The following is a 12,352-nucleotide window of genomic DNA, read 5'->3' on the forward strand; positions in this document are numbered from 1 at the left end:
ATTATGAGATTTCAGTTTATCAGGCAAGTCCAATAGAGCGGTTAATAGCTAATAGCGCCTGCGCTGGATTTTCAGCCTGAGTAATTGGACGGCCAATGACCATGTAGTCAACGCCAGCCGCGATAGCCTGCTCTGGAGTCATGATCCGTTGCTGGTCGCCCTTATCACTGCCGGCAGGACGGATCCCCGGAGTAACCAATGTAAACGCCTGGCCCAATTGACTCTTCAATAGAGACGCTTCCTGTGCTGAGCACACCACCCCATCCAAACCGGCGTTTTGGGTAAGCTTGGCCAAATGCAGTACCTGTTGCTCCGGGCTTAAGGCAATGCCGGTTTCTGATAAATCAGAGGCGGACATGCTGGTCAGTACGGTTACCGCGATTAACAAAGGTTTATCCGTACCAAAAGCTTCCAATGCCTCACGGCTGGTTTCCATCATCTTGGTACCGCCACTGGCATGCAGGTTGACCATCCACACGCCCATGTCAGCCGCCGCGACACAAGCCTTAGCAACGGTCGTGGGGATATCGTGAAACTTCAGATCCAAAAACACATCGAAGCCCTTGCCGATCAGCCTTCTTACAAATACCGGACCAAAGTAGGTAAACATTTCTTTGCCCACTTTCAGACGGCATTGGCTGGGATCGATAGCATCCACAAAGGTCATGGCTTTGCTTTCACTATCAAAATCCAAGGCGATAACCACTTTAGGATCGTTCTTCACTCTTTACTCTCCGTCCAAGCCCTTTATGGGCTTAACCGCCCCCCACTTCTTACAGGAGGGACATAACCAATGGATCTGACGTCCGGAAAAACCGCAGGAAGTACAGCGGTATTTGGGACGTTGATTAATTTGTTCGCGGATAAGCTCTTGCAGCATGGTCAGACATTCCTGAACCTGCTGGCTGTCTTGCTGGGCTCTGAATAACTGCAGTAGCGTTTCAAAGCCACGCATGGTCGGCTTCTTACGTAATTGTTGCAATAAAAACTGTGCCGCCTGCTCTTGTTTGCCCTGTTTGGCCATCAGCTTTACCTTAGCCAAGTATGCGGTTGCACATTGCTGATGGTAATTCTCGAGCAATTCACCCAATGCTTCGTCGTCATTGGTATGTTCGGCACAAATTTCCAGCAATGGCACCGCCTCACTTAGCCAGGTGATATCCCTGACCGGAACCTCTTTGAGGTACGCCTGCGCCTGGCGATAGTCCTGCATTTCAATGGCCATTTCACCCAGCATCAGCCAAGGCCTTACCGCATGCTCATCGGATAAAATGGCCTGCTGCAGGCTCTTTTCAGCGGCTTCAAATTGCTGCTTTCTGAGCTGCACGGCGGCACGCTCACAATAAAAATGTGCTACCCGCTCCCATAATTCCGGGCCGGCGCCTTCACAGTCCACCATGCGTTCAGCCAGTTCGATGGCTCTGTCCCATTCTTTGGTGGTTTGATAGATACTAAACAGCTGTTGCTGCGCATCCAGAAAGTGTTTGTCGCTGTCTAACAATTGCAGGAAGGCTGCTTCTGCGCGCTCTAAAAAGCCGGCTAATAAATAATCCCGGCCCAATTCCTTCAGCGCTTGCTGCTTTTCACTGTCGGATAATTGCTCTTTGTCTACCAGGTTCTGATGAACGCGAATAGCACGGTCCAGCTCACCGCGGTGGCGAAAGAAATTGCCCATGGCAATATGGGTTTCCACCGTACCACTGTCCACATTGATCATTTTGATCAATGTATCCACAGCTTTATCGGGTTGATCGGAAAGAAGAAAGTTAAGCCCTTTGTAGTAATGTCTGGACAGAATACTGGATTCTTTGCGCTGGGCTTGACGCACACTGTTACGCCCCATCACCCAACCATAGCCGGCAGCGACAGGGAGTAACAAAAACAATAATTCAAGCATGGAGCCTAGGCTCCCCGGCTGGGTTCGCTGAATCGGCTTTTACGGTGACGCCATTTGAAGACAGCAAACCACAACAGGCAGATAAATAAGCAACTCAGCAGACCGGCAAAAAACATCAACGCCATCAGACTCGACAAGCGGATTTCAGATTGAGCAATAAGATAGCTGACCGTCACCATGTGATCATTTTGCGCCCCAAAGGCCAGAGCAATAAGAAAGATAGCAACAGCAACCAGTAGACTGAGAACGAGCTTCAACGGGTCCTCCGACGCCATAAATAAAAACGGCACTCCAAAAGGAATGCCGTTTTTACAACAAGAAAAATCAATGAGTCAACCCGTCGTTGACCCTTTCCCGCAATTCCTTGCCGGGCTTAAAGTGAGGGACGTATTTACCGTCCAGCTTCACTGTTTCACCGGTTTTGGGATTACGTCCAACCCGTGGTGCGCGGTAATGCAGTGAAAAACTGCCGAAGCCGCGGATCTCGATGCGCTCACCCTTTTGCAGAGTCTGCGCCATCTGTTCCAGCATTTCCTTAATCGCTGACTCCACGTCCTTGGCTGGTACATGACGGGCTTTATCAGCAAGTCTGTCGATTAGTTCCGATTTGGTCATAGCAACCTCATTTTCAAGGAAAAATCACACAGTTACCGATGATAGGGAGGCCGAAGCCTCCGACTCATTATTCCTCGCCTTTCGCTGCCTTGAAGGCTTCAGCCATAGCGTTGGTGAAACCAACGTCTTCCTGCTGATTAACCTTGTCGATAGCTTCTTTCTCTTCTGCTTCGTCTTTAGCACGAACAGACAGGTTAACAATGCGGTTCTTACGATCTACGCCAACATATTTAGCTTCGATGTCTTCGCCGACTTTAACCACTTCAGAAGCATCTTCAACGCGGTCACGCATCAGGTCAGCAGCGCGGATGTAGCCTTCTACTTCATCAGCCAGCTGTACTGTTACGCCTTTGGCATCAACAGCGGTAACCTTACCGACAACGATAGCACCTTTCTTGTTATCTGTCAGATACTTATTGAAAGGATCTTCTTCGATTTGCTTCACGCCCAGGCTGATACGCTCACGCTCTGGATCAACCTGCAATACGATGGCAGAGATCTCGTCGCCTTTCTTGTATTCACGAACGGCTTCTTCGCCAGTCTTGTTCCAAGAAATGTCAGACAAGTGAACCAGGCCGTCGATACCGCCGTCCAGGCCGATGAAGATACCGAAGTCAGTGATAGACTTGATCTTACCGCTAACCTTGTCACCCTTGTTGTGAGTCTTAGCGAACTCTTCCCATGGGTTGGCTTTACACTGTTTCAGACCCAAGCTGATACGGCGACGCTCTTCGTCGATTTCCAGTACCATAACTTCAACATTGTCACCCAGGTTAACAACCTTAGAGGGGTGAATGTTCTTATTGGTCCAATCCATTTCAGAAACGTGTACCAGACCTTCAACGCCGTCTTCGATTTCTACGAAGCAGCCGTAGTCAGTCAGGTTGGTTACCTGGCCAGTCAGCTTAGTGCCTTCTGGATAACGCTCGGCGATTTCGCTCCAAGGATCGCTACCCATTTGCTTCATGCCAAGAGATACGCGTGACTTATCGCGATCAAACTTCAGAACCTTAACCTGGATCTCATCGCCCACGTTAACGATCTCGCTTGGGTGCTTAACGCGCTTCCAAGCCATGTCAGTGATGTGCAGCAGGCCGTCAACACCGCCCAGATCTACGAATGCACCGTAGTCGGTCAGGTTCTTAACGATACCTTTCACTTCCAGACCTTCTTCCAGGTTGGACAGCAACTGCTCGCGCTCGGCGCTGCTTTCAGCTTCGATCACGGCGCGGCGAGATACCACAACGTTGTTACGCTTGGCATCCAGCTTGATAACTTTGAATTCCAGCTCTTTGCCTTCCAGGTGCGTAGTATCACGCACTGGACGTACGTCAACCAGAGAGCCTGGCAGGAACGCACGAACAGAGTTAACTTCAACTGTAAAGCCGCCTTTGACCTTACCGTTGATGATACCCTTGATAGTCGCCTTTTCTTCGTAAGCTTTTTCCAGCTCAACCCAGGCTTCATGGCGCTTGGCCTTTTCACGAGACAGGATAGTCTCACCGAAACCGTCTTCAACGGCATCCAGCGCTACGTCAACCGTGTCGCCTACAGAAATTTCAATTACGCCGTCGGCGTTTTTGAACTGTTCGGCGGGGATGGCGCTTTCAGACTTAAGACCGGCGTCAACCAGGACGATGTCCTTGTCGATAGCAACAACGGTACCTTTAACGATGGCACCAGGGCGGGTCTCAAGCTGTTTTAAACTTTCTTCGAAGAGTTGGGCAAAATTTTCAGTCATAATGTTGATGATCTAACGTGTTGACATCCACTCAGCAATCCCGCTAATGTGGGGTTGTTCGTATTGGCTCGTGGCTTCCTTACCGTCGAGCAGTTACTCAGTTATTTAAGCTTGTCTTGGACAAAACGCATAATGGTATCAAACACTTGGTTGATACTCAGGTGGGTCGAATCCAGAACCAGCGCATCTTCAGCCGGTACCAAGGGAGCTGTGGAACGATTGGTATCCCGCTCATCCCGTGCTTTTATATCGGTCAAAAGACGGTCAATGCTAACATCGAGCCCTTTATCTTTCAACTGGTTATGGCGTCTGATGGCGCGTTCCTCGGCGCTGGCGGTCAGAAATATTTTAGCTTGGGCGTTACTAAAAACCACAGTTCCCATATCGCGGCCATCGGCGACTAAACCAGGCTCTTCCCTGAAAGCACGCTGACGGCGTAACAGTGCTTCACGCACCCTTGGCAAAGACGCTACCTGAGAAGCGACGGCACCCACTTCCTCGGTACGGATGGTGTCAGTGACATCTTCTCCCTCAAGCACAATGCGCGTGCCTTCAGCAGAGGTTTCAAAACTCACATCCAGACCGGAAGCCAGAGGAACCAATCCCATTTCATCCAGCGCATCTATCTGATGATGCATTGAGGCCACAGCCAGGACACGGTAAATGGCACCGCTGTCCAAAAAATGCCAACCCAATTTCGCGGCCAGCATCGCGCTGATGGTGCCTTTTCCGGCACCGCTAGGTCCATCAATGGTGATGACAGGGGCTAACTGCATCGCTTCTCCCAATCGGTTTCAGTGATAAAAATCGGGCGCAATTATACGCTTTGAGTCGCCAGAAGCAACGCAAGGCCATTTTGCAAAATGTAACAGGACGACAAACACTATCGTCCTGCATAGGTTAGTTGCGGTGACTGATGCTATCCAGGCGCTGGAAATAATCAGGAAAGGTCTTGGCCGTACAACCAGGATCGTTGATGGTGATGGGGATATCCCCTAAGGCCAACAGCGAGAAGCACATGGCCATGCGATGGTCCTTGTAGGTATCTATGGCCGCTGTCTTAAGCTCTGCAGGTGGCGTTATCTCAATAAAATCTTTCCCTTCCACCACATGGGCCCCCACTTTTCGAAGCTCCGTGGCCATCGCCGCCAGGCGATCGGTTTCCTTGACCCGCCAGTTGTAGATATTGCGAATGGCCGTGGTGCCATGGGCAAACAAGGCGGTAGTGGCAATGGTCATAGCGGCATCGGGAATATGATTCATATCCATATCCACGGCCTTTAAATCCCCTTTTTCTACTTCAACATAGTCTGGACCGTAGTTGACCTTGGCGCCCATGGCTTTAAGCACCAGAGCAAAATCTTTGTCACCCTGAATACTGTCGCGCCCTACCCCGGTAACACGCACCTTGCCGCCTTTGATGGCTGCCGCGGCTAAGAAATAGGATGCAGAGGAGGCATCGCCTTCCACCAGGAAGGTACCAGGAGAGTGGTATTTCTGCCCTTTGCCGATGAAAAAGCGCTGGTATTGGTGATTTTCCACCTTCACGCCAAAGCGTGCCATGGTGTCTAAGGTGATGTCGATATAGGGCTTGGATACCAGTTCACCAACGATTTCGATGTCGGTATCCTCTGCAAAAAGCGGCGCCACCATCAACACAGCAGTCAGAAACTGACTGGAGACACTGCCATCTACCTGGATCTTACCACCGCCAAGAGTTTGTCCTTTGATAAGGAGCGGTGGAAACTCTTTGTTCTTCAGATATTGAATATCGGCACCGGCCTGACGCAGGGCATCGACCAAGGCCCCGATGGGACGCTCTTCCATACGTGGCTCACCGGTTAGTTCAAATTCGCCTTCTGAGGCAGCCAGAGCGGCGCAAAGTGGCCGCATGGCAGTACCGGCGTTGCCTAGGAACAGGGTTTGTTTCTCAGCAACTTTAAAAGCTCCGCCTAATCCTTCTACCCAACACTGGGTTTTGCTCTCATTCATGCGATAAGACACGCCCAATTGGGTCAAAGCGCCGAGCATATGCTGGATATCTTCACTATCGAGCAAATTGGTCAGATGGGTCTCACCTTCACTGAGTGCCGCCAAAAGCAGCGCCCTGTTGGACAAGCTTTTAGATCCAGGCAGGTTGACTACACCATCAACACGGTCAACAGGCGAAAGGGTTAGCTGCTGCATTATCCTCGTCTCCTTTCAAAGTCCTGCATAAAGGTCACCAGCGCCTGCACCCCTTCAATAGGCATGGCGTTATATATGCTGGCGCGCATGCCGCCCACACTGCGATGACCGGCCAAAGCAGTCAGTCCCGCTTCTTCGGCCTCTTGTAAGAACATCTTATCCAGGGTGGCATCAATCAATTGGAAAGGTACATTCATGCGAGAGCGAAATGCCGGGTGAATACGGTTTTGATAAAAATCTGACTTGTCAATGCAGCCGTAGAGTAGCGCTGCCTTATGGGCGTTGCGCTTCTCCATCTCGGCCACTCCACCTTCGGCTTTCAGCCATTTAAACACCAATCCAGCCAGATACCAGGCATAAGTGGGCGGCGTATTAAACATGGAGCCTTGCTCGGCCTGTAACTTGTAATCAAATATCGAAGGCGTTTCCTGGCGTGCGCCGTTAAGCAGATCTTCGCGCACAATCACCACCGACAAGCCTGACGGCCCGATATTTTTCTGTGCACCCGCGTAGATCAGGCCGAACTTCGACACATCGATTGTTTTTGACAGGATATTAGAAGACATATCCGCCACCAATGGCACCGAGCCAGTCACGGGAATGTCATTAATTTCGAGACCATCCACTGTTTCATTGGGGCAGTAATGGAAGTAAGCAGCATTAGCGCTGACCTGCCATGTGTCTGCACTTGGCATACACAGCAAGCCATCATTCTTCTGATAGCTGGCAACAATATTGGCATCTAAGTATTTGCGCGCCTCATCCACAGCAGCCGACGACCAGGCGCCGCTGACCAAATAATCGGCTTTTTGATCTGTGGTACTGAGATTCAAAGGCACAGCAGCAAATTGCCCACGACCGCCACCATGGGTAAAGAGAACCTTGTAGCTGTCGGGAATGGCCAGCAGTTCGCGCAGGTCGGCTTCAGCCTGCTCGGCCACCGCGACAAAGGCTTTGCTGCGATGGCTTAATTCCATTACCGAACTGCCATGCCCCCGCCAATCCAAAAACTCACCTTGGGCCTGTTCCATCACCGGCACAGGCAACATGGCTGGACCAGCGCAAAAATTATATACCTTGCTCATGTTTGCTCTCTTAAAAGGCAAACGAGCGGCGAGTCCCTGTGGGCCTGGCCGCTCGTTGCGAAAAATACTCAGGGCCGAAGCCCTTTACTTATTCTTCTGAGTCAGAGGAATCCGCTGTCACGTCATCCGTCTGCTTCCCGGCCTCGGGCAGATTGTCGTCTTGGTCACCGACGAAGTCGTCTTCAGACGCGACTTCCTCAATGCGCTGCAAGCCAACCACATGTTCATCAGAGGCGGTGCGGATAAGACGAACACCTTGGGTGTTACGGCCGACCATGGACACTTCGCTGACGCGAGTGCGCACCAAAGTACCCTGATCGCTGATCAGCATGATCTCATCCATCTCATCCACCTGCACTGCCCCAACCACGGCACCGTTACGCTCAGAGACTTTGATAGAAACCACGCCTTGAGTAGCACGGCTCTTCGCAGGGTAGTCTTCCAGCGGTGTACGTTTACCGAAACCGTTTTCAGTCACCGTCAGGATCGCACCATTGCCACTTGGGACAATCAAGGACACTACTTGCTGACCGTCCTGCAAACGAATACCACGCACACCAGTAGCGGTACGGCCCATGGGGCGCAGCGCCTGCATTTCTTCACCGGTTTCGGGGTCGAGCTTGATTTCACCTGTTTCGCTGTCACGCTGCTTTTCGTTGAAACGCACGACTTTACCGGCATCGGAGAACAGCATGATATCGCTTTGACCGTCAGTCAGGGCCACGCCAATCAGCTTATCGCCCTCGTTAAGGTTAACCGCAATGATGCCGTTAGAACGCGGACGGGAGTATTCACTCAGCGCCGTTTTCTTGACCGTACCAAAGGCGGTGGCCATCAGCACATACTTGTCAGCCTCAAATTCCTTGATAGGCAGAATGGCGGTAATACGCTCACCCTCTTCCAGCGGCAGAATATTCACAATGGGTCGACCACGGGCGTTGCGGCTGGCAAACGGCAGTTGATAGGTCTTCAGCCAGTACAAGCGGCCACGGGTTGAGAAGCACAAAATATGATCATGGGTGTTAGCCACCAGCAGCTTCTCAATGAAATCTTCATCTTTCATCTTGGTAGCAGACTTGCCCTTGCCGCCGCGCCGCTGTGCTTCATAGTCACACAACTTCTGATACTTCACGTAACCTTCGTGTGAAAGGGTGACGACTACGTCTTCCTGCTCAATCAGATCTTCGATATCGATATCGTGGCTGGCCGCCGTGATTTCGGTACGACGGGCATCGCCGTATTCATCACGGATTTTTTCCAGTTCTTCACGGATCACTTCCATTAAACGCTCAGGGCTGGCAAGGATATGCATCAGCTCGGCAATCAAATCCAGTAGACCTTTGTATTCTTCCAGGATCTTGTCATGTTCAAGTCCGGTCAACTTGTGCAGGCGCAGATCCAAAATGGCCTGAGCCTGGGCTTCGGTCAGGAAATAGCGGCCTTCACGAATACCAAATTGCGGCTCCAGCCAATCCGGGCGGGCGGCATCCACACCAGCACGCTCCAGCATCTCGGCCACATCACCCAGTTCCCAGCCTTGAGCGACCAAGGCAATTTTCGCTTCTGCCGGGCTGGGTGAGGCTTTGATGGTTTCAATAATGGGGTCGATATTGGCCAGTGCGACAGCCAGACCTTCCAAAATATGGGCGCGGTCACGTGCTTTACGCAGCTCAAATACGGTTCTGCGGGTCACCACTTCACGGCGGTGCAGGATAAAGGCCTCAAGCATTTGCCTGAGGTTAAAGACTTTAGGTTGGTTGTTATCCAGCGCCACCATATTGATACCAAACACCGTCTGTAATTGGGTCTGGGCATACAGGTGGTTCAGCAATACTTCTGCCGATTCGTTACGCTTAACCTCAATAACAATGCGCATACCGTCTTTATCAGACTCATCACGCAGTGCAGAGATCCCCTCAATTTTCTTCTCTTTGACCAGTTCAGCGATTTTTTCAATCAGTCTGGCCTTGTTCACCTGATAAGGGATTTCGGTGACGATAATGGTTTCTTTGCCGTTATCTTCAGTTTCGATATCGGCTTTGGCGCGCATATAAACCTTGCCGCGCCCGGTACGGTAAGCCTCTTCAATGCCCTTACGCCCGCTGATAATAGCGGCAGTGGGGAAATCCGGCCCGGGGATAAGCTCAATCAGCTCTTCGATGCTCAGGTCAGGATTATTGATAAGGGCGATACAACCGTTGACCACTTCGGTCAGGTTATGAGGCGGAATATTGGTGGCCATGCCCACCGCAATACCGGATGAACCGTTGACCAACAGGTTTGGCACCTTGGTAGGCAGTACCTCAGGGATCTGCTCGGTGCCATCATAGTTAGGCACAAAGTTAACGGTTTCTTTATCCAGATCGGCCAGGAGTTCATGAGCAATCTTGGCCATCCGTACTTCGGTATAACGCATAGCAGCGGCGGAGTCGCCATCCACCGAACCAAAGTTACCCTGACCGTCCACCAGCATATAACGCAAGGAGAAAGGCTGCGCCATACGCACAATGGTGTCATATACCGCAGAGTCACCATGGGGATGGTACTTACCGATAACATCACCCACCACACGGGCAGACTTTTTGTATGGCTTGTTAAAATCGTTTTTGAGCTCGTTCATGGCAAACAGCACACGACGGTGTACCGGCTTTAAACCATCGCGCACATCAGGCAAAGCGCGCCCTACGATGACGCTCATTGCGTAATCCAGGTAGGAGTTCTTCAGCTCTTCCTCGATATTAATGGGGAGAATTTCTTTGGCGTGGTCGGTCATATACAGCCCTGTCCCTTTCGTTATCGTTCACTTCTTCAGCCCGGCTTTCTTATCTGCTTCATTGCATAAAGCCTGGACGGAATGGATCTTATGGGATTTAGTTTTATTAACCGCTGGATTCTACCATCCAAAATCGTAAATAAATAGCCAATGACTGGCCAGAATACAGGCAGTTGCACCTAGGCGTGGCAGGTCCCACTGTTTATACTAGCGCCTCGCATTTTCCCAAGGTTAACGAATTGCATGTCAAAGCCAACGCAAGGGGCGCAGGTAAGCGCCAATGTCGATGAAAGTGAAATCGCTAAGTTTTCTGCCCTCGCCAGTCGCTGGTGGGACATGGAAGGGGAATTTAAACCCCTGCATCAGATCAATCCGCTACGGCTTGACTTTATTGCTCAGCATAGTGATGGATTGTTTGGTAAACAGATAGTCGACATCGGTTGCGGCGGTGGCATTCTGGCCGAAAGCATGGCACGACAAGGCGCAAAAGTGACCGGCATAGATATGGCCCGGGACTCTCTTGAAGTGGCCAAGCTGCACGGGTTGGAGTCTGGGATCCAAGTGGACTACCAACTCATCACGGCCGAGGATTTCGCTGAGCAACAGGGTGGTCAATTCGATGTAGTGACCTGTATGGAAATGCTTGAGCATGTGCCTGACCCCGAGTCTATCGTGAAAGCCTGTGCCAAACTGGTCAAGCCTGGTGGTCAGGTATTCTTCTCGACCCTGAATCGCAATATCAAGTCTTATCTGATGGCTATTGTTGGTGCCGAGTATGTGCTTGGGCTAGTACCAAAAGGCACACATCAGCACAATAAGTTTATCCGCCCCAGCGAACTCATCGGGTGGATTGATAACACCCCTTTATTGCCCCGCCATATGCAAGGTTTGCACTTAAATCCATTGTCCGGTCAGTACTACTTGTCGGACAAGAATGTGGATGTAAACTACCTGCTTCACTGTACTAATACGTTGTAAAAGCATAATCACATGAACGTGTTGTTGAATTTACCGGTGCTGGTTGGGAGCACCTTGGTTGGGTATGGGCTAAGCAAGCACCATTTACTGCCAGCCCGGCTGAAGAAAATAACGGCAACATTGACCTCTAATCTGCTGTTGCCATGCCTGTTATTTAGCGGCACCTATCAGCAGGGATTGCCGCAGCAAGCCTCTATTACATTACTGTTAGCTTACTACCTGCCAGTATGCCTGCTGTATGGGCTCATACTATGAAGACACGCCAACCAATCCGACGCGCGAGTATGTGCTTTTGCGTCGGTGTACTCCAATACGGTCTTAGTCGGTTTGCCGGTTATCGGACTATTTCTGGGTCCATCGGCATGGTCCTATGCATTCCCTGTAATTGCTTTTCACAGCTTAATCATTTTCTTCCTGTACTATCTTAGTGGCAATCTCGCAGGCTGGCGCAAGGTATGGCGAACCTTGACCAACCCTATCGTGCTTAGCTTGCTTAGTGGCCTTGTATTTAACCTTTGTCATATTTCACTGCCCCTCATACTCACACAGTCCATAAGTCAGTTGGGACACACCGCCCTGCCCTTTGCGCTTTTCCTGTTGGGCAGCCAACTGGCTAGCCTTAGATTGACTCAAATGGCACCGGTGGGGTTGGCTGTAATGATGAAACTCTTGATATTACCGAGCTTAGTTTGGTTATTCTCAGCGCTGATATTCTGGCTTCCCCAGGAAGCAGTAGCTGCCATCACACTGCTGGCAGCTTCCCCGGTAGGCGTTAATCTCTATACATTATTGCTAGGCGAGAATGACAATGCGGCACTTGGCGGCGCCATGGTGCTGTCATCTTCAGCGCTATGTGTGTTTAGCTTGTTCTTTTGGCAGTAGCTGTTGAGCTAATGGGATTGGTCCGAACACGGCATTCAGAAGCATCAATTCTGAATCAAAAAGCGTCCTTTCCGGCGATAAAATCACATATAACCAAAATCTATAAATACAAAACATTTCAGATGAAAAAAATTTAGGTACGGATTTAGACGAAAAATTCTCTTGCTTTCCTGTCACCCAAGCCACTGTGGCGA

Annotated in this window: 12 protein-coding genes; 3 read left to right on the forward strand and 9 right to left on the reverse strand. The window is 50.7% G+C overall.

Annotation, left to right across the window (positions count from 1 at the left end):
• Nucleotides 1–19: 19 nt before the first annotated feature.
• From pyrF to gyrA, 9 genes are all read right to left on the reverse strand, one after another.
• The gene (gene pyrF / locus P2G88_RS05250; RefSeq protein ID WP_275794676.1) at nt 20–724 is read right to left on the reverse strand and encodes an orotidine-5'-phosphate decarboxylase; all 705 of its coding nucleotides are present in this window, start codon (nt 722–724) and stop codon (nt 20–22) included.
• Between the two features lie 3 nt (nt 725–727).
• Nucleotides 728–1,897 (reverse strand): lipopolysaccharide assembly protein LapB, encoded by a 1,170-nt coding sequence (gene lapB, locus P2G88_RS05255; RefSeq protein WP_275794677.1) that lies wholly within the window; start codon nt 1,895–1,897, stop codon nt 728–730.
• A gap of 5 nt (nt 1,898–1,902) precedes the next feature.
• A complete protein-coding gene (locus P2G88_RS05260) occupies nt 1,903–2,154 on the reverse strand; it encodes a lipopolysaccharide assembly protein LapA domain-containing protein (RefSeq protein ID WP_275794678.1) in 252 nt (83 codons plus the stop codon).
• Between the two features lie 67 nt (nt 2,155–2,221).
• Nucleotides 2,222–2,512, reverse strand: a complete 291-nt coding sequence (gene ihfB / locus P2G88_RS05265) for an integration host factor subunit beta (protein ID WP_275794679.1) — start codon at nt 2,510–2,512, stop codon at nt 2,222–2,224.
• 67 nt (nt 2,513–2,579) lie between these two features.
• Nucleotides 2,580–4,253, reverse strand: a complete 1,674-nt coding sequence (gene rpsA / locus P2G88_RS05270) for a 30S ribosomal protein S1 (RefSeq protein ID WP_275794680.1) — start codon at nt 4,251–4,253, stop codon at nt 2,580–2,582.
• A 101-nt stretch (nt 4,254–4,354) separates the two neighbouring features.
• On the reverse strand, nt 4,355–5,029 hold the full coding sequence (gene cmk / locus P2G88_RS05275) for a (d)CMP kinase (protein ID WP_275794681.1): 675 nt from the start codon (nt 5,027–5,029) through the stop codon (nt 4,355–4,357).
• 124 nt (nt 5,030–5,153) lie between these two features.
• Nucleotides 5,154–6,440, reverse strand: coding sequence for a 3-phosphoshikimate 1-carboxyvinyltransferase (aroA, locus tag P2G88_RS05280; RefSeq protein ID WP_275794682.1), 1,287 nt, complete (start codon nt 6,438–6,440; stop codon nt 5,154–5,156).
• Nucleotides 6,440–7,525: a 3-phosphoserine/phosphohydroxythreonine transaminase gene (gene serC / locus P2G88_RS05285; RefSeq protein ID WP_275794683.1), complete on the reverse strand. Its 1,086-nt coding sequence runs from the start codon at nt 7,523–7,525 to the stop codon at nt 6,440–6,442. The genes aroA and serC overlap by 1 nt, the downstream gene beginning before the upstream one ends.
• A gap of 88 nt (nt 7,526–7,613) precedes the next feature.
• Entirely contained in the window at nt 7,614–10,298 is a 2,685-nt protein-coding gene (gene gyrA, locus P2G88_RS05290) for a DNA topoisomerase (ATP-hydrolyzing) subunit A (protein WP_275794684.1), read from the reverse strand.
• A 243-nt stretch (nt 10,299–10,541) separates the two neighbouring features.
• Here gyrA and ubiG point away from each other — a divergent pair, with 243 nt between their 5' ends.
• The 3 genes from ubiG (at nt 10,542) to P2G88_RS05305 (ending at nt 12,158) form a co-directional block, all read left to right on the forward strand.
• Nucleotides 10,542–11,276: a bifunctional 2-polyprenyl-6-hydroxyphenol methylase/3-demethylubiquinol 3-O-methyltransferase UbiG gene (gene ubiG, locus P2G88_RS05295; RefSeq protein ID WP_275794685.1), complete on the forward strand. Its 735-nt coding sequence runs from the start codon at nt 10,542–10,544 to the stop codon at nt 11,274–11,276.
• 12 nt (nt 11,277–11,288) lie between these two features.
• Complete coding sequence (locus tag P2G88_RS05300; protein ID WP_275794686.1) at nt 11,289–11,531, forward strand: hypothetical protein; 243 nt, start codon at nt 11,289–11,291, stop codon at nt 11,529–11,531.
• A 210-nt stretch (nt 11,532–11,741) separates the two neighbouring features.
• Complete coding sequence (locus tag P2G88_RS05305) at nt 11,742–12,158, forward strand: AEC family transporter (RefSeq protein ID WP_275794687.1); 417 nt, start codon at nt 11,742–11,744, stop codon at nt 12,156–12,158.
• The last annotated feature ends 194 nt before the right edge of the window (nt 12,159–12,352 follow it).

Origin of the sequence: Aliiglaciecola sp. CAU 1673 (genome assembly GCF_029223185.1) — a bacterium.
Classification (GTDB): domain Bacteria; phylum Pseudomonadota; class Gammaproteobacteria; order Enterobacterales; family Alteromonadaceae; genus Bowmanella.